Below are 23,033 nucleotides of genomic sequence, written 5' to 3'. Positions count from 1 at the left end.
GGTGAACGACATGGACAACGTGGAAGAGATCGTTGCCAGGATCGTCGCGGAACTGCGGCGGCTGGATGCGGCGAATGACGTCAGCTATTCCGGCGGTGTCGCCCTGGCCCAGCAGGCCGGGAAGGCCGATTCCGATCTCGTCATCGACGTACCCGATCCGACCACACCGCAGATGCGTACCCGCTGCGGCATCGAGGACCCGGCTGATCTTGAGGGGGCGCGCAATCTGATCGCCTCGACGAACGCCCGCATCTGTGTGGGGCGTGCGGGGGCGCGCCCGCGCACCGAGACCCTGCTGCTCTTCCAGGCGGACCACGGGGTGACGCAGGACGCGATCTACGGTGTCGTCGGCGAGGAGGTCAAGGAGCAGTTCGACCTGTTCACGGTGCAGTCGGCCGCCGTCGACCGGGAGGTCTACCTGCTGCGCCCCGATCTCGGACGTCGGCTCAGCGACGAGGGACGCCGCGTGGTCGCAGAACGCTGCGCGAAGAACCCCGACGTGCAGATCGTCGTGGGGGATGGCCTGTCCGCGGCCGCCGTGACCAACAACCTGCCCAACATCCTCCCGGTGCTCAGCCAGGGGCTCGAGGCGGCAGGCCTGAGTCTTGGCACGCCGTTCTTCGTGGAGAACTGCCGGGTGGGCATCATGAACGACATCAACTCGATCATTCACGCGAAAGTGCTCGTGCTGCTGCTCGGTGAACGTCCGGGCCTTGGTATCGCCGATGCCATGAGCGCCTACATGGGTTTCGATCCGGAGCCGGGCAAGAGCGATGCGGACCGGGACCTCATCTGCATGATCACGGTGCACGGCGGCACCAACCCGCTGGAGGCGGGCGCCTACATCGTCGACTACGTCAAGCGGATGATCCAGTACTCGGCCAGTGGTATCAAGCTGCGCGAAATCGTCAACAGGTCCGGCGAGTGAGCCGACAGGAGAAACCTCATCATGGCAATTCTTGATCCAGTCAAACCAAACATTCTCGCGACGAAGGTCATCGCCAACGTCGACCGTGGTTTCGCAGAGAAACTGAACCTGCGGCCCGACCAGCGTTCCATCGCCATCGTCACCTGCGACATCGACGACGCCCTGTACACGGCCCTGGACGAGGCGACGAAGTTCGCCGAGGTCGAGGTCGTCTACGCGAAGAGCTTCTACGCCGGTTCCGGCTATCCCTCGGGGCCGTTGTCGGGCGAGATCATCGGCATCCTCGCCGGGCCCAACCCCGCCGAGGCCCGTTCGGGGCTCGACGCCTGCATCTCCTACGCGGAGCAGGAGGCCTGGTTCTACAGTGCCGACGAGACCGGTGATCTCACGTTCTTCCCGCACCTGATCTCCAGCACGGGTTCCTATCTCAGCGCTCAGGCTGGGATCCCGCAGGGCCAGCCGCTCGCCTATCTCATCGCACCTCCGCTGGAGGCCACCTACGCTCTCGATCTCGCGCTGAAGGCGGCCGAGGTCGAGATGAGGGTGTGGTACGAGCCGCCGTCGGAGACGAACTTCTCGGGTGGGCTGCTGACCGGTTCCCAGAGCGCCTGCCAGGCCGCCTGCGCCGCGTTCCAGCAGGCGGTCCTGGACGTTGCGGCAAACCCCAGGCAGTACTGAGGCGTCCGGGTGCAAAGGAGTGATGACATGACGAGACACTTCGACTCGGACCTGGTGTCCGTTCAGCAGGCCCGTGACCTGGTGACGGCCGCGAAGGAGGCCATGCGGTCGTTCCAGTACACCGCCCAGACCGACGTGGACCGGATCTGCCGGGCCATGGTCGATGCGGCGATGAAGAACGCCGCCCGCCTGGGGCAGATGGCCCACGACGAGACCGGATTCGGTTTCGCCGAGCACAAGCGACTCAAGAACGAGTTCGCGGCCCAGGGCTGCTGGGACGCCATCAAGGACGTCCAGACCTGCGGCGTCCTCCGCCACGACACAGCCAAACGGATCATCGAGGTGGGCTACCCGGTGGGCGTCGTCGCCGCGCTGGCTCCCTCGACGAATCCGACCTCGACGGCCATTTTCAAGATCCTCATCAGCGTGAAGGCGAGGGACGGCATCGTCATCGCGCCCCACCCCACGGCCATCAGGAGTACCTCCGAGGCGGTGCGCGTCATGGTCGAGGCCGGCGAGGCCGCCGGCATGCCCCATGGCCTGGTGAGCTGCATGACCGAGATCAGCCTGGCCGGCACGAATGAACTCATGCGCCACCCCGAGGTCTCGCTCATCCTCGCGACGGGCGGTCCGGGCATGGTCACCGCCGCGCACAGCTGCGGGAAACCCGCCATCGGGGTGGGACCGGGCAACAACCCGTGCTACGTCGACCGCAGCGCGGACGTGCGGCGGGCCGCCGAGATGATCGTCGAGTCGAAATCCTTCGACTGCTCGACGATCTGCGCGACCGAGCAGTCGGTGCTCGCCGACGCGCCGATCGCCGAGGAACTCAAGGCCTGCATGCAGGCCGCGGGCGCCTACTGGCTCAGTGCCGAGCAGGCCGAGGCGGTCACCGCCGGCATGTTCCGCTCCAACGGTCTCATGCACGCCAAGTTCGTCGGACGCACTCCCCAGCAGATCGCCGGCCAGGTCGGGATCGAGGTCCCGTCCGATGCGCGCATCCTCGTGGCACCGCTCACCGAGATCGGCAAGCAGCACCCGATCTCCCAGGAGAAGCTGACCACGTTGCTCGGCTTCACGACGGTCGATGGCTGGCGCGAGGGCTGTGAGAAGGCATCCGAGCTCCTGAAGTTCGGTGCCGGCCACAGCGTCTCGGTGCACGCGACCGACGAGGAGGTCGTCATGGCCTTCGCCCTGCAGAAGCCCGCCTTCCGCATGATGGTCAACACGTGGGGATCGCTCGGCGCGGTCGGTTTCACCACCGGGCTCACGCCCTCCTTCACCCTCGCCCCCGGGGGCGTCGGTGGCGCCGTGATCAGCGACAACGTCTCGGTCGAGCACCTGTTCAACGTGAAGCGGATCGCCTACCACCTCAACGACGCACCCGCAGCCGCCAGGGCCTACGGCGGCAGGGTCGACGGCGAGCTCCCGGGACTGTCCGCGGGCTTCGACGTCTCCTCGATCGACGACATCGTGTCCAGGGTGCTCAGGGAACTGGCCCGCCAGTAAGCGTGGGGGAGTCGAGAACCGATGACGACCGATCCAGGACCGCCGTCCACCGGGCTCACCGGGCAGAGGACGGGTAGACCCAGGCAGCCCGGTGAGGACGCGGCTGCGGACGGCTCGGGGGTCGTTGCGGCCGAGAAGGCCTCGGGGCAAGACCCCGGGTCCCAGGCGGCGGGAATCTCTCCGGCCGGAGGGGACCCGTCCGCGGCGCAGACGAACGAAACAGAGCAGACGACAGGGGCGGTGGGCCGCCCCTCGGCACACAGGAGAAGGAGTACCACAATGGCTGATTTCCAGATGACCGCGCTGGGCATGGTCGAGACGAAGGGCCTGATCGGAGCGATCGAGGCCGCAGACGCCATGGTCAAGGCCGCGAACGTGCGGCTCATCGGCAAGGAACGGATCGGGGCCGGTTACGTGACCGTCATGGTCCGTGGTGACGTCGGCGCGGTCAAGGCCGCCACCGATGCAGGCGCCGCCGCAGCGAGCCGCGTGGGCGAACTCGTCTCGGTCCATGTGATCCCGCGCCCGCACTCCGACGTCGAGATGATCCTCCCGCACGCCGGCGAGAAGGCCACCGAGTGATTCCATCCCCGGCCAGTGAGCGATCGGAGTGAGTGAGATGAGTCGTCACGTCATTTCCGTGCGGGAACTCGAGGGCGCCCGCGACGGACGTCTCGTCATCGGTGAGCAGGACCTCGTCACGCCCCTGGCGGCCGAGGAGGCGGCCACCAGGGGCATCAGGATCGAGCGAGTCGGCGAGCAGCGGGCGGCGCCCCCTGTCGCCGGCCCGGCGGTTCGGAAGCCATCCCCGGGCGATGACGAGTTGGTGGCCCTCGTCCGGTCCGTCGTCACGTCCGTTCTCACCCAGGGCGGAGGCGGCACCGTCCCCACCCGGGGGCGGGCCGGCCGGGTCAAGCTGTGCCGCGCGTCCGAGGCCGTCCTGGAGGACTTCCCGTTCGACGGCCCCGGCCCGGACCAGAGGGTGCAGGCCGTCGACGTGGTCACCAGCGACGACGGTCCACTCGCCGCCGGCTACATGACCCTCACCGCGGGCACCTTCCCCTGGACCCTCAGCTACGACGAGGTACAGATCGTGCTCGAGGGTGAGCTGCGCATCGGCACGGGAACGGACGTGCAGGTGGGGCATGCCGGTGACGTCCTCTACGTCCCCAAGGGCTCCGCCATCACCTTCGGCACACCATCGTGGGCCAAGTTCGTCTACGTCACCTTCCCCTCCAACTGGTCGGAGGGGCGGTGACGATCTTCGGCGGGACGGATCCTCCCTCCCCGTGTCCTGTCCCGACCATTCCCGGACCTGTCGGCCGGGAACACCGCCCACGAGGCGGTGAACGCTGCGTCGACGGCCCGCCCTCGGGGCGGCGCAGCGATCGAGGCCGCCGATTCGGTGGCGCTCGCCACCGTCCGGGCCGAGAACCCGGCAGACCTGATTCCCATCGCGACACAGATGATGTGAGGAGTGTGATGACACATGGACGCCAATGAAGTCATCGTGTGGATCCTGATGATCTGCATGCTGCTCGGCGCAATCGACCGGATGATCGGCAACAAGCTCGGCCTCGGCGAGCAGTTCGAGGAGGGTCTCAACGCAATGGGCCCGTTGTCGATCTCCATGGTCGGCATCGTGTGCCTGGCGCCTGACCTGGCGAAGATCCTGAACCCGGTGATCAACCCCGTCTTCCAGCTGTTCGGCGCGGATCCCGGCATGTTCGCCGGGACACTGCTCGCCATCGACATGGGCGGCTGGCCACTGGCGCAGGAGATGTCCGCCACTCCTGAGGTCGCCGAGTTGTCCGGCCTCATCCTCGGCTCAATGATGGGCGCGACGATCGTCTTCACGATCCCCGTGGCGCTGGGCATCATCGAGAAGGAGGACCGCGGCTATCTGTCCAAGGGCATTCTTGCCGGTGTCGTCACCGTCCCGGTCGGCGTCTTCGTCGGCGGTGTCGTCGCCGGGTACGGCCCCGTCATGATCCTGCGAAACCTGGTGCCGATCATCATCTTCGCCATCCTCATCGCCCTCGGCCTGTGGCGCTTCCCCGACAAGATGACCCGCGGGTTCGAGGTCTTCGGCAGGATCCTCGTGGTCGTCATCACCATCGGCCTGGCCATCGGCGTCTTCGAGTTCATGACCGGGGTGCAGGTCATGCCCGCGGGCTGGGAACTCACTCCCGTCACGGAGGGCTTCTCCATCGTTGCCTCGATCGCCATGATGCTCATGGGCGCCTTCCCCGCGGTGCACCTCATCATCAAGCTGCTCGGCAAACCGCTCGGCAGGATCGGCCGGCTCATCGGGATCAACGAGTCGGCGGCCGGAGGTTTCATCGCCACCCTGGCCAACAACATCCCGATGTTCCAGATCTTCAAGGACATGGATGCCCGCGGAAAGGTGGTCAATGCGGCCTTCGCAGTGAGCGCGGCCTTCATGTTCGGCGACCACCTGGGCTTCGTCGCGGGCGCGGAACGCACGATGATCGTCCCGGTCATCGTCGGCAAGGCCGTCGGCGGCATCACCGCTGTCGCCCTGGTGCTGCTCCTCTTCGGCAAGTCCCTGCCCTCGGCGGGCGGGAACCAGGACGTCGAGCAGGAAGGAACCGAGCCCGCCCCGGTGGACGACTGACCACGACGCGCGGTCTGATCGGAACGAGGTCCTCGCCGCGGTGTGTACGGAACGCCCGCCTCTCAGCTATTGAGGGGCGGGCGGATTCGTTTCGGGGATGACAAGTTTTCGCTGTCAGATCGAAAAATAGATGGTGTGCTGCGGGTGGGGGCACCCGCCCCATGTTATCGTCTAATCGTCGAAAACCTGGGGCGGGTGGGACCCGCCCGATCCGAAGGAGTCACCATGACCACCGGAGAACCACCGACACGAGCCGAACGGCTCAACCGCCTGCGCTTCTCGCCCGAGCACGGCAAGCTGCTCGTCGGATCCGGCATCGGGTGGGCCCTCGACGCGATGGACGTGGGCCTCATCAGCTACGTCATGACAGCCCTGGCCGCTCAGTGGGGGCTCTCGAACGGACAACTCAGCTGGATCGGCTCGATCGGTTTCGTCGGCATGATGATCGGTGCCTCCGTCGGCGGCCTGCTCGCCGACAGGCTGGGGCGGCGGAACGTCTTCGCCATGACCCTGCTCGTCTACGGCATCGCAACCGGTGCCGCGGCCTTCTCCACCGGCGTGGCCATGCTCATCGTCCTGCGCCTCATCGTCGGACTCGGCCTGGGCGCCGAGCTGCCCGTCGCCTCGACCCTGGTCAGCGAGTTCGCCCCGCAGCGCATCAGAGGGCGCATGGTCGTCTGGCTGGAGAGCTTCTGGGCACTGGGCTGGATCCTGGCCGCCCTGCTCGGCTACTTCCTCGTGCCGCGGAGCATCGGTGGCTGGCCCGGCTGGCGCTGGGCCCTGCTGGTGGGCATCGTCCCGACCGCCTATGCGCTCGTCGTCCGACACGGCCTGCCCGAGTCCGTGCGCTTCCTCGAGTCGGTTGGTCGCCTCGACCAGGCGGAGGCCTCGGTGCGTGTCTTCGAGCGGTCGGCCGGCGTCGAGCCCGAGACGGATGAGGCGAGGGCGATCACCGGCACGCCGCTCAGCACGTCCCCGAAGGGGGTGGGCGCCCGATCGCTGCTCGCACCGGCCCATCGCCGCTCGACGATCGCGCTGTGGCTGGTCTGGTTCTTCGTCAACCTGAGCTACTACGGCGCCTTCACCTGGATGCCGACCCTGCTCTACCGCCAGGGACATTCACTGGTCCACTCCATGGGGTACACACTGGTCATCACACTCGCCCAGCTCCCCGGCTATGCGGTGGCCTCCTGGCTCATCGAGCGCTGGGGCAGGCGCCCAACCCTCGCGAGCTTCCTCCTGGCATCGGGGATCTCGGCCGTGGCGTTCGGCCTGCAATCCGGCGCGTCTGGCATCATGATCGCCGGTTGCGCGCTCAGTTTCTTCAACCTGGGTGCCTGGGGCGCCCTGTACGCGATCGGACCCGAGATCTACCCGACCGCACTGCGCGGGGCCGGGACGGGAGCCGCTTCGGCCGTGGGCCGGGTGGCTGGCATCATCGCTCCCCTCGTCGTGCCGTTCATCCTGCAGGGCGGTTATGCACTGGTCTTCGTCGTCTTCGCGGTGAGCTTCGTCATCGCGGCCGTCTCCGCCCTGTTCCTGCCCGAGCTCAGGAGCCAGGACATGGTCGAATGACCAGTCACCACGATGGCCGGGGCCGGTGCGTTCTGCGCACCGGCCCCGGCATCTCCGGGTGCGGTCATGCGGGAACTCAGCCGGTGATGAGGCTGTGCCCCATCCAGCCGCGCACCTGAGCGGGGGAGTGACCGCAGTCGAGCCACAGCTGGGCCGCGGTGTGACGCAGGTCGACGAGGCGGCGGCCCTGCCCGGTGTGCGGCCAGTCCAGGGCGCGCAGCACCGAGGTGCGGTGCAGCTGACAGCCCCGGTCGGTCGTCATGGCCAGCTGGTCCGGGCGGGCCCCGGCAGTGAGCTCGGCCAGCGCACGGGTCGCGCACTTCGACAGCGGCACACGGCGAATCAACTCGGGACTGAACTCACGAGTACTCACGCCCTCGGGCATGGACCGGCGCACGATGAGACGGCCCTCACGCAGATGCACGTCCGAGACGAGCAGGGCGCGTGCCTCGGCCCAGCGCAGACCGGTGTGGGCCAGGACGAGCATGACCAGTGCGAGGCGGCGGTCCCGGGCCTGCCACAGCCGGAAGGCCGCGTGCAGCTCGGCTGCGGTGAACGGCATCGCCGTGGTGGTCTGCCTGGCCGGCTGATCGGATGACTGCTGGGGCATCGGCGAGCTGTCGATGACACCCTGGTTGCGCAGCCAGCTGAAGAAGGAGGACAGGCTGGCGCGGTAGCGACGCACCGAGAGTTCGCTGAGACCACGGGAACGGAAGTGCGCGAGAAGCCGGCTCACGGCCGGCTGGGTGAGGGCGCGGGGGTCCTGGCTCAGGCAGGACTGCGGGATCAGGCGGAGCAGGTCCTGATCGGTGCGGAGGGTCTTGTCGGCGACGGTTCCGGCGCGGGTGGCGAGCCAGACGTGCAGATAGCTGTCCAGGCGGTGGGACATCTGCGTGGCCGGCAGGAGATGGAGGGACGGTGCGGAACCCGACCCGCCTTCGCGGGGTTCGTCGAGTTGCCAGGTCGTGGCGCTCATGATGTCATCCTTTCGCTGCAGAGCACGGTGACATCACGGTCACCGATGCATTCGCGACAGCGGTAGAAGGGCCGGATCACCAGAGCGAGCATTCCGACTCGCCAGGGCGGAGCCTGGCTCACGGTTGCGCGTCAGCGCCGGTTTCTCACCGGCTTCCCTCGCAAAGGTGATGTGTTCTGTTGTGCTGATCTTATCCCCTTATCCCCTGGCGTCCCACGGCGGGCACGACGGCCCCATTCGGGGGCTCCCGCATCGGATGCCCCGTTGGGCGAGGGCGATCGACGGGCCCGGTTCGCTGGTGGCGCTGGTGCGCACCCAGCGGTTCACCCCGCGCCGGATTCCCGGGCGGCGCACTCGGTACAGGTGCCGAAGATCTCGACGTGGTGCTCGGGCCTGATGAAACCGTGCTCGGACGCGATCGACTCGGCCCACTTCTCGGCCGGGCCGCCGCTGACCTCGACGGTTCGGCCGCAGTCACGGCAGATCAGGTGGTGGTGGTGGCGGATCGTCAGGCAACGCCGGTAGGCCATCTCGCCCTCCGGCGTGCGCCAGGTGTCCACCTCGCCCGTGTCGGCCAGCGAGTTGAGGACACGGTAGACGGTGGCCAGCGATGCGTGCTCGCCGGCCGTGACCAGCTCGGCGTGCAGCTGCTGGGCGGTCCTGAAGTCCCGGCCCTCGCCGAGGGTCTGCTTGATGAGCCGACGCTGCCGTGTATTGCGCGGGGGCGTCTTGGTGTCCTGGGTCGTGGACCTCTCAGCGCTCATCGGCCTTTCTCTCCGTCCGCGGTGTCGTGTCACAGGTTCGGGCCCTGCTCCCAGAGTCCCGGGTCAGCGATGGATGAATGGTTCGCATGGTCTCCGTGGTGCACGCACCACATCGTGTCCGTGCTGTTCCAGCTGGTCGTGAGCTGGTGGCTGGGTCGGTGTGTCCAACGGAGTCATTGCCCATCTGCTGCTCTCACTATAAGGTCATCCTCGCTCATCAGCGACCTCCTGCGGTGCAGCCAGGTCCCGATCGGCGCGCTGACCATGAACACGACGATGGCGCTCACGACGATAGTCGCGCCGGGGGCGGTGTTCCAGTAGTAGGAGCCGATGACGCCGATTGCGCTGACCACCAGGCCGATGCCCATCGCTGCCGCCAGCGAGCGGCGGAAACCTGTCACCAGGTTGTTCGCGGCTGCAACCGGGACGACCATCATGGCGCTCACCAGGAGGAGCCCGACGGTACGCATCGAGACCGCGACGGCCACCGAGGCCATGACGACGATGCACAATTCCAGCGCCCTCACCGGCAGCCCCTGGCTGCGGGCGTACTCCTCATCGGCGCAGACGGCGAAGAGCTGGGGCGCCAGACCGAGGCAGAGCGTCACGATGATGGCCGTCATGACCGCCACCACGATGACGTCCGAGGCGCTCACCGTCGTCAGCGAGCCGAAGAGGTACTGGGAGAGCACCCCGGAACCCCTGCCCGAGATACCGGCCATGAGGACACCGGCGGCCAGGCCGCCGTAGAAGAGGATGGCCAGGCCCACATCGGCGGGTGCTCGTCCGCTCTGGCGAGCCAGTTCGATGGCCACCGCCCCGATGACGCAGACGATGATCGCCACGGGAGTGGGTGCCCAGCCGGTGACCAGGGCCAGGCCGACGCCGGCGATGGCCACGTGGCCGAGTCCGTCGCCGAGCAGTGACAGGCGCCGTTGGACGATGTAGGTGCCGACCGCGGGGCTCATGATGCCCGACAGCAGTGCTGCGAGGAGCGCGCGCTGCATGAACGCGAGGGTGATGATCGACATCTCAGCTCCTCTTCCTGGTGTCGAGCTGTCTCATGAGACTGGGGCTGAGCAGATAGGGGCCCGGCCGGGGCGTGTCGGGGTGGTGGTCGCCGCCCCCGTTGGCGCCGCTCGGCTCGAACGGGCCGTCATGCACCTTGTGACCGGCGTGGAGCATGATGCAGCGGTCGATGATCCCGGCCATCGGCCCCAGCCCGTGCAGGACGACCAGGATCGACAGGCCGTCCGAGGTGAGGGCGCCGAACAACTCCGTGAGGTTCTTCTGGGTGTCCAGGTCGAGGGCGGCCAGGGGCTCGTCCATCACCAGGAGCTCGGCCTGACTGGCTAGGGCCCGCGCGATGAGGGCCCGCTGCTGCTGACCGCCGGAGAGGATGCCGATCGGGTCACCGGCGCGGTGGAGCAGGCCGACGCGTTCCAGGGACTCGTCGATGACGGCCTTGTCGGTGGCGCTCAACCGGCGGAACGGCCTGCGATGGGCGAGCCGCCCGGTGGACACGATCTCGCGGACGGTGGCGTTGGCCACCGATGACTGTCCCCGCTGTGGCACGTAGCCGATGCGCTGCCACTGCGTGAACCCCGACAGGGGCTCGCCGAACAGCCGGACGCTGCCGGCGCTGATGGGCACGAGTCCGAGCAGCGCCTTGACGAGGGTCGACTTGCCCGATCCATTGGCGCCGAGCAGGGCCACCGCCTCGGCGCGGTGCACCTGCGCGTCGATGTCGACGAGGATCTGGTGACCGCCGAGAGTGACGCACAGGTCACGGCAGGTCAGGACCTCCTCGGTCTGAGTGGTCACGATGCCTCCTCCTGCTGAGAGCTCGCTGTCCCCGTCCGGTCCGCCGGAGAAACGGGGACAGCGTCCTGGCGGCCCACCGTGGGTGGGTGCCAGGACGCTGTGGGTGGGATCCGTGGGGTGGGTTCAGCCGCACTGGTTCGCCGTCTTGAGCGCGGTCAGGTTCGACTGCATGACCTCGATGTAGTCGTTGCCCCTCGACTCGTCGGTGATGCCCTCGAGGGGGTCGAGCACGTCGGTGGTCAGGCCCAGGTCACCGGCGATGGAGCTGGCGACCTTGTCCGAGACGAGGGCCTCGTAGAAGATCGTCGTCACGCCGTTGTCCCTGGCCAGTTGCTGCACTGCGGCGATGCGCGCGGGTGAGGGCTCCTCGTCGGGGGACAGGCCGGCGATGCTGATCTGGTTCAGACCGTAGCGGCTGGCCAGGTAGCCGAAGGCGGCATGGGTCGTCACGAAGTTCTTCTGCTGGCAGCTGCCGAGTACCGAGTAGTCGGAGTCGAGCTGCTGGAGCTTCTCGACGAGCGTCGTGGCGTTCGACGCGTACCGCTCGGCATGCTCGGTGTCCAGCTCACTGAGCCGGTCGCGCACGGCGTTCGTGATCGTGATCATGTTCTGGGGGTCGAGCCACTGGTGAGGATCCTTGGCGAAGTGATCTGCGTGGTGACTGTGGTCGTGATCTGCGTGGTCTCCGTGGTCGTGGTCTTCATCGGAGTCCTCCTCGTCTGTCGACTCGGTGGACCCGACGGGATCTTGGAGGGCCACGATCGAGGCTGCGTCGAGCGCGCTCTTCGGGGTGTTCTGCGCCACTGCTTCATCGACCGCTGACTGGAATCCGGTCTGGTAGAGCACCAGATCGGCCTGGCCGATCGAGGCGGTCTGCTGAGCCGTGAGTTCCAGATCGTGTGGCTCCGAGCCGGGCTGGGTCAGATTGGAGACCTGCACATGGTCACCTCCGACTTGTTCTGCAATGAACTGGAACGGGTAGAAGGCGGCGACGACGCTGACCGTGTCGGTGTCCGTCCCGCCTCCCGGCGAACTCGTTGAGCAGCTGGTCAGGGCGAGAGCCCCGGCCATGACGATGACGGTGGCTCGCAGGGGAGCGTGGACGAGTCGATCTTTCATGAGAACGAGTCTGAACCGATCGCCTCCAAAATGCAAATGATTCGCAAAAACTTAGGTTGTCCTCATTCTGCCCGGATTCATGACGGGAAATGGTCGGGCGTGGGCCTGCGTCCGTGCAGTGAGGCGGTGACATGGCGTGGGGGTGATTCGGGCATGATGGGGCGGGGCCAGTGGGCCCACAGTCGGTGCCAGCCAGGTATCGGCCCGCAGCCGGTCATCCGGCGTGACGAAGGAGCCATCTGTGGCAGAGAGCAAACTCGACAAGGTCATCGGCCTGTGCAAGCGACGTGGATTCGTCTTCCCCTGTGGTGAGATCTACGGCGGTACGCGCGCGGCGTGGGACTACGGCCCCCTGGGCGTCGAGCTCAAGGAGAACATCAAACGCCAGTGGTGGCGCTCCACCGTCACCAGCCGCGGGGACGTCGTGGGTCTGGACTCCTCGGTCATCCTGCCGTCGCAGACCTGGGTGGCGTCCGGTCACGTCGCCGTCTTCAACGACCCACTCGTCGAATGCCTCAGCTGCCACAAGCGGTTCCGCGCCGACCAGCTGCAGGAGGAGTATGCGAACCGCAAGGATCTCGCCGATCCCGACGCGGTCGACCTCGCCGATGTGCCCTGCCCCAACTGCGGGACCCGGGGCCAGTACACCGAGCCCCGGGACTTCAACATGATGCTCAAGACCTACCTGGGGCCGGTTCAGGACGAGTCCGGGCTGCACTACCTGCGTCCCGAGACCGCTCAGGGCATCTTCATCAACTTCAAGAACATCCTCAACACCACGCGCATGAAGCCCCCGTTCGGCGTCGCGCAGACCGGCAAGAGCTTCAGGAACGAGATCACGCCCGGCAACTTCGTCTTCCGCACTCGCGAGTTCGAGCAGATGGAGCTGGAGTTCTTCGTCGAGCCGGGTACCGACGAGGAGTGGCACCAGTACTGGATCGACCACCGCAAGGCCTGGTACACAGGCCTGGGGATCGCCGAGGAGAACCTGCGCTTCTATGAGCATCCCGCCGAGAAGCTCTCGCACTACTCCAAGCGGACCGTCGACATCGAGTACCGGTTCGGCTTCGTCGGTGGGGACTGGGGTGAGCTCGAGGGCATCGCCAACCGCACCGACTTCGATCTGGGGACCCACGCCAAGCATTCGGGAGCCGACCTGACCTTCTTCGACCAGGCCAGGAACGAGCACTATCTGCCGTACGTCATCGAGCCGTCGGCGGGCCTGACTCGTTCCCTCATGGCCTTCCTCGTCGACGCCTACACCGAGGACGAGGCGCCGAACACGAAGGGCGGTGTCGACAAGCGCGTCGTGCTGCGGCTCGACCCTCGCCTGGCCCCCGTCAAGGCCGCCGTGCTGCCCCTGAGCCGCAACGAGAAGCTCTCGCCCAAGGCGCGCTCCCTGGCCGATGAGTTGCGCGGGTACTGGAACATCGACTTCGACGACGCCCAGGCCATCGGCAAGCGCTACCGGCGCCAGGACGAGATCGGCACGCCGTACTGCGTGACCGTCGACTTCGACACCCTCGACGACGACGCGGTGACCGTGCGCGAGCGCGACAGCATGCAGCAGGAGCGCATCGCGATCTCACAGGTGAAGGACTACCTGGCCACGCGCCTGGCCGGCTGCTGAGGAACTCCCGAGGGGCGATCCCGTGCCCGGTGCTGGTGCCTGATCACCGGGCGGTACCGGTCGCGCGCCATCTGCTCACCTGGATGGTGCGCGACCGGTAGCATCTGCTTGTGTCGAGTGAGCCGTTCAGGGATGACCGAGGCGTGGCCAAGTTCCGTCACGAGGTCATCGCCGCGATCCTGCGCGTGGCGCCGGGGCAGAGTCGGCTGCAGGTGCTGACCTGGCGGCGTGCCCGTGAGCCGTTCACCGGTGAGTTGGCCCTGCCCAGTGGTCCGGTCGACGCCGCCGAGACGATGGACGCGGCCCTGGAGCGGCACCTGGCGACCAAACTCGATCTGACCCGGCTGGGTCACTGCGAACAGCTCGTGTCGCTGTCCGAACCAGAGCGCGATCCCTTCGAGCGCACCATCGCCACGGCCTACGTCGGACTGGTCGGGCCCGACGTGGAGCCGGGGGAGGGCTCGGCCGGGCAGTGGGTGCCGCTGGCGGGGCTCGGGCGCATGGCCTTCGACCATCGCCGCATCGTCGACGAGGCGCTGGACCGGGTGCGGGCGAAGATGTCGTACACCAACATCGCCTATGCGCTGGCTCCGGCCGAGTTCACGCTGGCCCAGCTGCGCGATCTGTACATCGAGGTGCTCGGTCACGACGTCGACGCGACGAACCTGGGGCGGGTCCTGAGCAGGCGTGGTCAGATCGTCGCGACGGGGCGCCTCACGACGCCGGGGGTCGGTGGTGGGCGCCCCGCCCGCACCTATAGATTTGGGTCATCCAGATACTGCGTGACGGACCCGTTTGCGGTTCTCAGACCCGGTAATCCGACCGGCTCGGCAAAATAGGTCTGCGAATCGTCCCAAAAGGTGCGCCCCAGTGCTGCGAGCCCCCGGTGAAGGGCATATGGTAAGACCAATTCATCACCCGATTGGAGTAACTCATGAGCGTCATCGAGAAGGCGCGAGGACAGGGGGACGCGGTCGTCCGGCAGAAGCTGAACCAGCATCCGTCGAACGTGACCCTGAAGCTGATCATGGCTGTCACCGGCACGATCTTCGTTCTCTTCGTCTTTGTCCACATGGTCGGTAACCTCAAGCTGTTCCTTGGCGCCGAGGACTACAACGCCTACGCGGCCTTCCTGCGCACCTTCCTCTTCCCGTTCCTGCCCTACGAGGGGCTGCTGTGGGTCATGCGCCTGGCGCTCACGACCAGCCTGGTCCTGCACGTGTGGGCCGGCCTGACGATCCACTTCCGCGGCCGCAGGGCTCGCGGCAGCTTCTCCCGCAAGGGCATGCAGAAGAAGGCGTGGTTCGCCAAGTACATGGTCATCGAGGGTGTCCTGCTCCTCGCGTTCGTCATCGTCCACCTGCTCGACCTCACGATCGGCCGCGGTCTCGCCGTCTCAGAGTTCGAGGAGGCCACGTACGAGATGGTGGGCAACCAGATGGTCGTCCACGCCCACGCGTACGAGAACCTCGTCCTCAGCTTCAACCGCCCGTGGATGGCGGCCTTCTACACGCTCCTCATGGTCGTCGCCGCCCTGCACATCGGACAGGGCGGATGGAACGCCATCAACGACTTCGGTGGTACCGGACCGCGTCTGCGCAAGATCTGGCTCGTCGCCTTCCTGCTCATTGCGCTGATCATCGTGATCTGCAATGGCGCCCTGCCCATGCTCGTCCTGTCTGGGGTGATCTCATGACCAACATCATCAAGAACGTCATCGGCGCTGTTGCGGACAAGCTTGATGTCACGGTGCCATCTGCTCCGGCCGCGGCCCCCGCTGCTCCCGCACCGTCCGGCAGTGCCTCCACTCGGCCCTTCGTCCGCCCCAACGACGCGCCGCGCAACCGCGACATCCTCGGCCCGGCCCAGAAGGCCGCCGGCTACGAGGTCGGTCCCGAGCTGGACGCCAAGGTCCCCGAGGGCGACCCGCTGACTGCCTGGGCGCGCCGCCAGGACGAGTACAAGCTCGTCAACCCGGCGAACCGCCGCAAGATGAAGGTCATCGTCGTCGGCACCGGCCTGTCCGGCTCCGGTGCTGCGGCGACCCTCGGGCAGCTCGGCTACGACGTCGACTGCTTCTCCTTCCACGACTCCCCGCGCCGCGCCCACTCGGTGGCAGCCCAGGGCGGCATCAACTCGGCCCGGGCCCGCAAGATCGACGGCGACTCGCTCAAGCGTTTCGTCAAGGACACCGTCAAGGGCGGTGACTACCGTGGTCGAGAGGCCGACGCCGTTCGTCTCGGTATCGAGTCCGTCAAGGTCATCGACCACATGTACGCCATCGGCGCCCCGTTCGCCCGTGAGTACGGCGGCCAGCTGGCCACCCGCTCGTTCGGCGGCGTGCAGGTCTCGCGTACCTACTACACGCGCGGCGAGACCGGTCAGCAGCTCGAGGTCGCCTGCTACCAGGCGCTCGAGGAGCAGATCGACGCCGGCACCGTGAAGATGCACAACCGCATGGAGATGCTCGACCTGGTCGTGGCCGACGGCCGCGCACAGGGCATCGTCACCCGCGACCTGCTCACCGGTGAGATCCGCGGCTGGACCGCCCACGTGGTCGTTCTCTGCACCGGCGGCTACGGCTCGGTCTACCACTGGTCGACGCTGGCCAAGGGCTCCAACGCCACCGCGACCTGGCGCGCGCACCGCCACGGCGCCTACTTCGCCAGCCCCTGCTTCCTGCAGTTCCACCCGACCGCTCTCCCGGTCAGCCAGCACTGGCAGTCCAAGACCACGCTGATGTCGGAGTCGCTGCGCAACGACGGGCGCATCTGGGTGCCGAAGAAGGCCGGCGACGACCGTCCCGCCAACGAGATCCCCGAGGACGAGCGCGACTACTACCTGGAGCGCAAGTACCCCTCGTTCGGCAACCTGACGCCGCGTGACGTGGCCTCCCGCAACGCCCGCACCCAGATCGATTCCGGTCATGGTGTCGGCCCGCTGCACAACTCGGTGTACCTGGACTTCAAGGACGCCATCAACCGGCTGGGCAAGGCGACGATCAAGGAGCGCTACGGCAACCTGTTCGACATGTACCTCGACTGCACGGGCGAGGACCCGTACGAGGTGCCGATGCGCATCGCCCCCGGCGCCCACTTCGCCATGGGCGGCCTGTGGGTCGACTTCGACCAGATGAGCAACATCCCCGGTCTGTTCGTCGGCGGCGAGGCATCGAACAACTACCACGGCGCGAACCGGCTCGGCGCCAACTCGCTCCTGTCGGCCAGCGTCGACGGCTGGTTCACCCTGCCGCTCTCGGTGCCGAACTACCTCGCCGGTTTCGTCGGCAAGCCCGTCCTGTCGACCGAGGCCCCCGAGGTGCGCGAGTCGATCGCCTACGTCGAGGAACGCATCAACAAGCTGATGAACAACAAGGGCACCCGCCGTCCCGAGTGGTTCCACCGCCGTCTTGGTGACATCCTCTACGAGGGCTGCGGCGTGAGCCGTGACGAGGCAGGTCTCGTCAAGGCCCTCGGCGAGATCCGCGAGCTCCGCGAGCAGTTCTGGCGCGAGGTCAAGGTCGTCGGGTCCGACAACCGGCTCAACCAGGAACTCGAGAAGGCCGGCCGGGTGGCCGACTTCCTGGAGCTGGCCGAGGTCATGGTCCTCGACGCCCTGGACCGCCGGGAGTCCTCCGGCGCGCACTTCCGTACCGAGTACGCCACGCCCGAGGGTGAGGCCAAGCGGAACGACGACGACTGGTGCGCCGTCTCCGCATGGGAGACTCGTCCCGATGGCACCCATGTCCGCCACAGCGAGCCGCTCAACTTCTCGCTGATCGATCTGCAGGTGAGGGATTACCGATGAAGGTCACACTCGATATCTGGCGTCAGGACGGCCCCAACGCCGAGGGTTACTTCGAGACCCACGTCATGGAGGACGTCGAGCCCGAACTCAGCCTCCTCGAGATGCTCGACCAGCTCAACGACGAGATTGTTGAGGCCGGCGGCGAGCCGATCGTCTTCGAGTCGGACTGCCGCGAGGGCGTCTGTGGTTGCTGCGGCTTCCTCGTCAACGGCAAGCCGCACGGCCCGCTGGCCAACACGCCGGCCTGCCGCCAGCACCTGCGCTCGTTCCCCGAGGTCACGCACTTCACCATCGAGCCCTTCCGCTCGGCGGCCTTCCCGGTCATCCGCGACCTCGCGGTCGACCGGACGGCTCTCGACGAGCTCGTCGAGGCGGCCGGTCACGTCAACGTCATGACCGGCACCGCTCCGGACGCCGACACCGTGCCGCAGGACCACCTGACGGCCGAGCAGGCCATGGACTACGCCATCTGCATCGGCTGCGGCGCCTGCGTCGCGGCCTGCCCGAACGGCGCGGCCATGCTGTTCGCCGGTGCCAAGCTCGCCCACCTGGCCAAGATGCCGCAGGGCAAGCAGGAGCGCAGCCGCCGGGCCCGCAAGATGGTCGCCATGCTCGACGAGAACTTCGGTCCTTGCTCGGTGTACGGCGAGTGCGCGGTGTCCTGCCCCGCCGACATCTCGCTTTCCGCCATCGCCACGGTGAACAAGGAACGCTGGCGCTCGGTGCTGCGCGGCCGCCAGTCACGCGACACCTGATCGACAGTCGTCGATCATCTGAACTGAGAAGGGGCCCGGTGCGTGAGCACCGGGCCCCTTCTGCACTCGTCCCAGATGCGGTACCGGTCGCCATGTCTCATCGCCGAAGGACGCCCCCAGCGGCTGACGCGTGCCCATTCGTGTGACATGTCGGTGTCCGTCAGGGGATGTCCGCAGCGTCATGTTATGGGTTTCATAAGGGATTCCACACTTTCTTAGGTTTTTGCTGTATCAGGGGCGAAATCATTTGACAGTCAGGGTTGATTCAGGGAATCTTTGTAGGTCAGATCGATTGAAGGCTCAATTTTCCTGAAGGAGGACCGAGCATCATGCCCCCTGGATCGACAAGGTGCCTGCGAACTCATTGCCGGCTGAACTCGCGATGGAGACCGATCAGCGCCTTACCTGCATCTGCTGGGGGTGGGCGATGAGGGTCGGAACCGATTCGCTCGCCATCGGGCACGGTCCTCGTGGCGGGATCCTCGGATCGGCGCGTCGCCTCCTGACTGCTGCACTCGGCGTCATGCTCCTCGTGACCATGCTCGCCGTGCTCCCGGGACACCGAGAGCCCGCCGTCGCGGAGCAGTCCTGTGCCGGTTCGTTCTCGAACTTCGCCTGGCGCGAGGGGCCCAATGTGACCAGCAACGGCGTCTTCGAGAGCCGCCGCGGTGGGGTCGCCACGGTCACCTTCCACTGGTCGGTCAAGGAGGGATCGCGCGCAGGCGACTATTTCACCTTGGAGATACCCGCCCCCATCAGACGCGAGCAGACACTCGCCCCGTTCTGGCTGGATTCGCCCACCGGTGAGCACATCGCCTACGTGACCTGGGACGGACAGACCACGAAGTTCACCCTGACGGAATATGTCGAGAACCACAGCAATGTCTCCGGAGACGCGAACTTCAGCGTCGACTGGCAGGCCGAAACCGACCCCGGAGATTATCAGCTGAACTTCCAGGGCTGTGACGGCAGCGGCGGCACCCTGCCCGCACATCTGTTGCAGGATCCCCCGCCAGGCTACTTCCAGAAGAGCGGAAAGAACGGCTCGGTCAGCGAGGTCGACTCCAACGTCATCTGGTGGCTCGGCCTCAACAGCGCCACCGCCGGCGACGTCTACGAGCCGACCGTCATCCACGACCAAGGCGGCGACGGTTATGTGCTCAGTTGTGACGATATGACCATCGCCGATCGCACTCCCTCGCCGTATACGAGCATCGATGACGAGAACTACATCGATACCGACCGCTGGTCCTGCCAGGAGGAGAACGGCGGGGTCACCATCACCTTCAACCCGGATCGTTTCGGTCGATACATACGGTGGAACGAGACACTGCTGATCGTCATCAATGGGCGGCTGACAGCCGACTACAAGGACTTTGACCGACTGCACAATGTGGTCGACGTCGACAACAGCCCGCAGGAGGCCAGCCAGCTCGATCCGGGCACGACGACGGACCACATCGAGGGCTATGCCGAGGTGCCGCACTCAGGTGGCTCTGGAATCGGGGAGACCGTGACCTTCTCGATCATCAAGTACGCCGACGGCGACGGCCAGCCAGAGGCCGGCCAGGGGTTCGTCTTCGAGTACAAGTGCCTCGGAACCGACTTCATGCCGTTCCACTCCATCGCAGTCGGGGAAACCACCAACAAGGCATCGACGAAGTCCTCCGCCACGTGCACCATCCGCGAGAAGGACCTTCCCCCCGGAGTGACGGTGCGGTACTCCTTGGCCAATCCCGACAGCGGGGCAACCGTCACCGACAACGGCGACAACACGGCGACCCTGAGCTTCGCCCAGAACGCTCCCGCGGACGTGCAGATCTACGCCGTCAACACATTCCCCGGGAACATCCCCATCTTCACCGTCGAGAAGAAGACCTCCGAGGACAAGGCGATCATCAGCGGCGGTGACACCGAGCTGCAACGTCAGTACACGGTGACTGCCCGCAACATCGGCACCGCCGGCGGTGACTTCCCCGAGATCATCGACCATCCGGGCATCCCCACCGAGGGTTTCCGGCTGAGTGGCGTCGACGTCGACGGGCAGCCTGCTGCCCCACTCGGCGGCGACGCCTATCGACTCAGCTCGGGCGACTACCTGGATCCGGGGCAGGAGAAGCAGTACACGGTCACCGTGCGCTATGCGGTGGAGCCCAATGCGATCACCGCGAGCGGGCAGAATGCCCTCGGCAGCTGCGCCGATGGGGACGACCCGGACCCGACCAAGGGTCTCTACAACAAGGTCACCATGGAGGACGACGCCGACGGCCCGGAGAACAACGACGCCTGCACCCCCGCCGAACTCCGCGGCTCCATTTCCTGGGAGAAGGTCGACGCCGATGGCAATCTGCTGGCCGGATCGTCATGGCAGATCCAGGGCGGCTACGACACCCAGAACTGGACGACGATCGAGGACTGCACCGGCAACTGCCAGCCAGGGGGCTACGCCGACCAGGACCCCGAATCGGGCAAGTTCAGGATCGATGGGCTCGGCCTGTACTACTACTGGATCAGGGAGCTGAACGCGCCCGAGGGCTATGACAAGTTCTCCACGGCCACCTATGTCTTCCCCTCGATCAGGGTCGGCGCGCTGGGCGTGAGACTCGAACCGCGCAGCACCGGGAACAACCCGAGAATCCCGCTGGTCAATGACCAGGGGCAGATCATCAATTATCCCAAGGGCACGGTCGCGTGGAAGAAGAATGATGACTCCGGGGAGCCACTGGCCGGCTCGGTCTGGCACATCAGAGGCGGGGCGGACAGAATCTCCGTCGATGTGGCCGACTGCGTTGCGGACAGCGCCGACGAGTGCAGCAAGGAGCCCTATGCGGATCAGGATCCTGCCCCGGGCTCGTTCCTGGTGAAGGGGCTGACCGCCACGCCCTCCGTCTCCTTCTACCTGACCGAGACACGAGCGCCGTTCGGTTACGCGACCGACAAGAACGAGTACGAGTTCAGGATCGACCCTCTGACCCGCCGGTACGAGTTCAGCGATGCCTTCGTCAACAAGAAGGTCGAGGTGCCCTCCCTGCCCCTGACTGGCGGCGGCCTAGCTCGTGATCTTCTCCTGATCACCGGCGGCCTGGCCCTGGCGGGATCCTCGGCGACGGCCTTCATGAAGCACCGCAGGCGCCGACTCGGCTGAACAATGAGGTGATGGTGTCCCGCGTCAAGTTGTTGGCAGGGTTTTGGGTTCGGGAAAGGTGGGGATGGTGGGGTTGGCGTGGCCGGTGTGGACATCGGCGGGTCGGTTCCAGGCCAGGTGCTCGTGCGGTCGCTCGGTATTGAACTCAACGCGGAAAGCGTCGGATTCGCGGATGAGGTCCAGGGCGTCGTCGATGTGCTCGCGGTAGAGCCGCTCGTACTTCAGCGACCAGAAGGCGCGCTCGCGGACGCCGTTCTGCCCGGGGGTCTTCACTCGGGTGCGCACGTGCCGCAACTCGGGCTTGGAGGTGATGAAGGCACCGAACCTGAAAGACCGGAACGGGCCGCCGTTGTCGGTGACGAGCGTGATGGGGACGACCTCGCCGGTGTCCGGGTCGGTGAGGTGATCGATCAGCCGTGGACCACCGAGCAGGCGTTCGGCCTCGGCGAGGGCGAGTTCGACGGCGGTGATCGCGTCATGCTGGTTCGCCGTCGGTGACCAATGCCAGCCGAACTCGTACTTCGAGTAGTAGTCGACGAGGCCGGCGACGCGCCATGTGCCCCCGCCGGTGGTCTCATACTCCGAGAAATCGAATTGCCACACCTGGTTCGGCCCTGTTGGCGCGGCGGCGAACGCGGCCTTGCGTTGTTTGGCCATCTGTCGGCGTTCTCGCTGGTAGTCAGCCTTGAGTAGCAGGCCCTCCTCGCTCATGATCCGAAGGACCGTGGACTGCGATACCCTGTGCCCGTCATGGCGCACCATGGCCCAGATCTTCCGGTGCCCCCACGCCGGATGCGTCGCCGCCATCGCCGTCACCGCGTCGCGATGGGCGTCTCGAGCAGGTGCCGGCCACGGCCCTTTCACCGGCTGACCTGCTCGTGCTTTCGATTGCCAGCGTCGCCACGAGCGTTCCGGGATGTCAAGCATCTGGCAGAACCTCGTGGTCGACATCCCGGACTCGACCCGAATCACCTCGAGGTCCTCGAAGGGCCCAGCCTGCCCTCCGCTGACTTCTTCCACACTCGGAGCTCGACAGCGGCCTCACCCAGCGCCTGGGTCAGATCCTCGATCTGAGCCTCGAGTTGTTCCTCCCGCGTCGACGGCCTCGAACGGCCGGTCGCCATCGCGGATCTACCGGCCTCGAGAAACTCGGCTCTCCACCGGCCGATCGACTGCTCAGAAACCTTCTCCTTGCGCGCAGCCTCCGCCACGGACACCTCGCCGGCGAGCACGGCCAGCACGATCCGCGTCTTGGTCTCCGGCGAAAACTTCGGCGGTCTACCCATCCCAGCCTCCTGGAATCACACGCCGATCATGCCCTCACAACCGGCCTGCCAAAAATCATGACGCGGGACAATGGGAGCGCCGATGGGGCGTGCCCAGGGGGTCGGCAAAGTTGGTGGGTGGTTAGGGGGTTGTTAGGAGTTTGATGGCTTTGGTGGGTTTTCGGGTCATGGCTCGGGTGGCCGAGGCGATGGATTGTGTGTTGTGGTAGGCCATGCGGATCAGGCTGATGGCGAGGTTGCGCAGTGTGGCCATGACTTGTGCAGGGGGTCGGTGGAGTGCTTGGTGTTTTTCGGACAGTGGGTGAAATGATCGTGAGGTAGAATTAGATCATGTCGGCATCGAAATACAGTGCAGAGTTCACCGAACAAGTCGTTCCAGGGGTCGTCCAGAAGTCCAAG

At 66.4% G+C, this 23,033-nt stretch carries 20 protein-coding genes; 13 read left to right on the top strand and 7 right to left on the bottom strand.

Annotation, left to right across the window (positions count from 1 at the left end; translation table 11 throughout):
• The first annotated feature begins 10 nt into the window (after nucleotides 1-10).
• The 7 genes from eutC (at nucleotide 11) to D9T14_RS04070 (ending at nucleotide 7,328) form a co-directional block, all read left to right on the top strand.
• Nucleotides 11-928 (top strand): ethanolamine ammonia-lyase subunit EutC, encoded by a 918-nt coding sequence (eutC, locus tag D9T14_RS04100; protein WP_119162264.1) that lies wholly within the window; start codon nucleotides 11-13, stop codon nucleotides 926-928.
• 21 nt (nucleotides 929-949) lie between these two features.
• Nucleotides 950-1,606: an ethanolamine utilization microcompartment protein EutL gene (eutL, locus tag D9T14_RS04095; RefSeq protein ID WP_119162224.1), complete on the top strand. Its 657-nt coding sequence runs from the start codon at nucleotides 950-952 to the stop codon at nucleotides 1,604-1,606.
• 27 nt (nucleotides 1,607-1,633) lie between these two features.
• Nucleotides 1,634-3,115, top strand: a complete 1,482-nt coding sequence (locus tag D9T14_RS04090) for an aldehyde dehydrogenase family protein (protein WP_119162223.1) — start codon at nucleotides 1,634-1,636, stop codon at nucleotides 3,113-3,115.
• 279 nt (nucleotides 3,116-3,394) lie between these two features.
• Complete coding sequence (locus tag D9T14_RS04085) at nucleotides 3,395-3,697, top strand: BMC domain-containing protein (protein WP_119162222.1); 303 nt, start codon at nucleotides 3,395-3,397, stop codon at nucleotides 3,695-3,697.
• 37 nt (nucleotides 3,698-3,734) lie between these two features.
• Nucleotides 3,735-4,373, top strand: a complete 639-nt coding sequence (locus D9T14_RS04080; RefSeq protein ID WP_119162263.1) for a EutQ-related cupin domain-containing protein — start codon at nucleotides 3,735-3,737, stop codon at nucleotides 4,371-4,373.
• Between the two features lie 231 nt (nucleotides 4,374-4,604).
• Nucleotides 4,605-5,753: an ethanolamine utilization protein EutH gene (locus D9T14_RS04075; RefSeq protein ID WP_119162221.1), complete on the top strand. Its 1,149-nt coding sequence runs from the start codon at nucleotides 4,605-4,607 to the stop codon at nucleotides 5,751-5,753.
• Nucleotides 5,754-5,978: 225 nt separating this feature from the next.
• Nucleotides 5,979-7,328 carry an MFS transporter gene (locus D9T14_RS04070; RefSeq protein WP_119162220.1) on the top strand — a complete coding sequence of 450 codons (1,350 nt, stop codon included), beginning with the start codon at nucleotides 5,979-5,981 and terminating at the stop codon, nucleotides 7,326-7,328.
• Nucleotides 7,329-7,404: 76 nt separating this feature from the next.
• On the opposite strand, the gene D9T14_RS04065 is transcribed toward D9T14_RS04070, so the two are convergent.
• The 5 genes from D9T14_RS04065 to D9T14_RS04045 form a co-directional block, all read right to left on the bottom strand.
• Nucleotides 7,405-8,304 (bottom strand): tyrosine-type recombinase/integrase, encoded by a 900-nt coding sequence (locus D9T14_RS04065; RefSeq protein WP_119162219.1) that lies wholly within the window; start codon nucleotides 8,302-8,304, stop codon nucleotides 7,405-7,407.
• Nucleotides 8,305-8,627: 323 nt separating this feature from the next.
• Nucleotides 8,628-9,068, bottom strand: a complete 441-nt coding sequence (locus D9T14_RS04060) for a Fur family transcriptional regulator (RefSeq protein WP_119162218.1) — start codon at nucleotides 9,066-9,068, stop codon at nucleotides 8,628-8,630.
• Nucleotides 9,069-9,241: 173 nt separating this feature from the next.
• The gene (locus tag D9T14_RS04055) at nucleotides 9,242-10,099 is read right to left on the bottom strand and encodes a metal ABC transporter permease (RefSeq protein WP_119162217.1); all 858 of its coding nucleotides are present in this window, start codon (nucleotides 10,097-10,099) and stop codon (nucleotides 9,242-9,244) included.
• A 1-nt stretch (nucleotide 10,100) separates the two neighbouring features.
• Nucleotides 10,101-10,892, bottom strand: coding sequence for a metal ABC transporter ATP-binding protein (locus D9T14_RS04050; protein ID WP_119162216.1), 792 nt, complete (start codon nucleotides 10,890-10,892; stop codon nucleotides 10,101-10,103).
• A 123-nt stretch (nucleotides 10,893-11,015) separates the two neighbouring features.
• Complete coding sequence (locus tag D9T14_RS04045) at nucleotides 11,016-12,011, bottom strand: metal ABC transporter substrate-binding protein (RefSeq protein WP_119162215.1); 996 nt, start codon at nucleotides 12,009-12,011, stop codon at nucleotides 11,016-11,018.
• A 241-nt stretch (nucleotides 12,012-12,252) separates the two neighbouring features.
• On the opposite strand from D9T14_RS04045, the gene D9T14_RS04040 reads away from it, so the two are divergent.
• The 6 genes from D9T14_RS04040 to D9T14_RS04015 all read left to right on the top strand — a co-directional run bounded on the left by D9T14_RS04040 (nucleotide 12,253) and on the right by D9T14_RS04015 (nucleotide 21,348).
• Nucleotides 12,253-13,641, top strand: coding sequence for a glycine--tRNA ligase (locus D9T14_RS04040; RefSeq protein WP_119162214.1), 1,389 nt, complete (start codon nucleotides 12,253-12,255; stop codon nucleotides 13,639-13,641).
• Between the two features lie 143 nt (nucleotides 13,642-13,784).
• Nucleotides 13,785-14,480, top strand: a complete 696-nt coding sequence (locus tag D9T14_RS04035) for an NUDIX hydrolase (RefSeq protein WP_170175710.1) — start codon at nucleotides 13,785-13,787, stop codon at nucleotides 14,478-14,480.
• A gap of 95 nt (nucleotides 14,481-14,575) precedes the next feature.
• Complete coding sequence (locus D9T14_RS04030) at nucleotides 14,576-15,337, top strand: succinate dehydrogenase cytochrome b subunit (protein ID WP_119162212.1); 762 nt, start codon at nucleotides 14,576-14,578, stop codon at nucleotides 15,335-15,337.
• Nucleotides 15,334-17,448 carry a fumarate reductase/succinate dehydrogenase flavoprotein subunit gene (locus tag D9T14_RS04025; RefSeq protein ID WP_119162211.1) on the top strand — a complete coding sequence of 705 codons (2,115 nt, stop codon included), beginning with the start codon at nucleotides 15,334-15,336 and terminating at the stop codon, nucleotides 17,446-17,448. Before D9T14_RS04030 ends, D9T14_RS04025 begins: the two co-directional genes overlap by 4 nt.
• On the top strand, nucleotides 17,445-18,203 hold the full coding sequence (locus D9T14_RS04020; RefSeq protein ID WP_119162210.1) for a succinate dehydrogenase/fumarate reductase iron-sulfur subunit: 759 nt from the start codon (nucleotides 17,445-17,447) through the stop codon (nucleotides 18,201-18,203). The genes D9T14_RS04025 and D9T14_RS04020 overlap by 4 nt, the downstream gene beginning before the upstream one ends.
• A 427-nt stretch (nucleotides 18,204-18,630) precedes the next feature.
• Nucleotides 18,631-21,348 (top strand): SpaA isopeptide-forming pilin-related protein, encoded by a 2,718-nt coding sequence (locus tag D9T14_RS04015; RefSeq protein ID WP_126464223.1) that lies wholly within the window; start codon nucleotides 18,631-18,633, stop codon nucleotides 21,346-21,348.
• A gap of 24 nt (nucleotides 21,349-21,372) precedes the next feature.
• On the opposite strand, the gene D9T14_RS04010 is transcribed toward D9T14_RS04015, so the two are convergent.
• A complete protein-coding gene (locus tag D9T14_RS04010; RefSeq protein ID WP_197720551.1) occupies nucleotides 21,373-22,275 on the bottom strand; it encodes an IS3 family transposase in 903 nt (300 codons plus the stop codon).
• Nucleotides 22,276-22,316: 41 nt separating this feature from the next.
• Nucleotides 22,317-22,634 carry a transposase gene (locus D9T14_RS04005; protein WP_119162207.1) on the bottom strand — a complete coding sequence of 106 codons (318 nt, stop codon included), beginning with the start codon at nucleotides 22,632-22,634 and terminating at the stop codon, nucleotides 22,317-22,319.
• Nucleotides 22,635-23,033: the final 399 nt, after the last annotated feature.

This window comes from Propionibacterium australiense (assembly GCF_003666605.1).
Classification (GTDB): domain Bacteria; phylum Actinomycetota; class Actinomycetes; order Propionibacteriales; family Propionibacteriaceae; genus Propionibacterium; species Propionibacterium australiense.
Note: the sequence above shows the minus strand (reverse complement) of the source record. Positions and strands in the feature narration are given on the sequence as shown.

Coding starts and splice junctions, on each gene's coding strand:
- D9T14_RS04090 (WP_119162223.1), top strand. CDS start 1,634: ATGACGAGACACTTCGACTCGGACCTGGTGTCCGTTCAGCAGGCCCGT.
- D9T14_RS04015 (WP_126464223.1), top strand. CDS start 18,631: ATGAGGGTCGGAACCGATTCGCTCGCCATCGGGCACGGTCCTCGTGGC.
- D9T14_RS04065 (WP_119162219.1), bottom strand. CDS start 8,304: ATGAGCGCCACGACCTGGCAACTCGACGAACCCCGCGAAGGCGGGTCG.
- D9T14_RS04055 (WP_119162217.1), bottom strand. CDS start 10,099: ATGTCGATCATCACCCTCGCGTTCATGCAGCGCGCGCTCCTCGCAGCA.
- D9T14_RS04030 (WP_119162212.1), top strand. CDS start 14,576: ATGAGCGTCATCGAGAAGGCGCGAGGACAGGGGGACGCGGTCGTCCGG.
- eutL (WP_119162224.1), top strand. CDS start 950: ATGGCAATTCTTGATCCAGTCAAACCAAACATTCTCGCGACGAAGGTC.
- D9T14_RS04080 (WP_119162263.1), top strand. CDS start 3,735: ATGAGTCGTCACGTCATTTCCGTGCGGGAACTCGAGGGCGCCCGCGAC.
- D9T14_RS04045 (WP_119162215.1), bottom strand. CDS start 12,011: ATGAAAGATCGACTCGTCCACGCTCCCCTGCGAGCCACCGTCATCGTC.
- D9T14_RS04070 (WP_119162220.1), top strand. CDS start 5,979: ATGACCACCGGAGAACCACCGACACGAGCCGAACGGCTCAACCGCCTG.
- D9T14_RS04005 (WP_119162207.1), bottom strand. CDS start 22,634: ATGGGTAGACCGCCGAAGTTTTCGCCGGAGACCAAGACGCGGATCGTG.
- D9T14_RS04085 (WP_119162222.1), top strand. CDS start 3,395: ATGGCTGATTTCCAGATGACCGCGCTGGGCATGGTCGAGACGAAGGGC.
- eutC (WP_119162264.1), top strand. CDS start 11: ATGGACAACGTGGAAGAGATCGTTGCCAGGATCGTCGCGGAACTGCGG.
- D9T14_RS04060 (WP_119162218.1), bottom strand. CDS start 9,068: ATGAGCGCTGAGAGGTCCACGACCCAGGACACCAAGACGCCCCCGCGC.
- D9T14_RS04020 (WP_119162210.1), top strand. CDS start 17,445: ATGAAGGTCACACTCGATATCTGGCGTCAGGACGGCCCCAACGCCGAG.
- D9T14_RS04010 (WP_197720551.1), bottom strand. CDS start 22,275: ATGCTTGACATCCCGGAACGCTCGTGGCGACGCTGGCAATCGAAAGCA.
- D9T14_RS04075 (WP_119162221.1), top strand. CDS start 4,605: ATGGACGCCAATGAAGTCATCGTGTGGATCCTGATGATCTGCATGCTG.
- D9T14_RS04025 (WP_119162211.1), top strand. CDS start 15,334: ATGACCAACATCATCAAGAACGTCATCGGCGCTGTTGCGGACAAGCTT.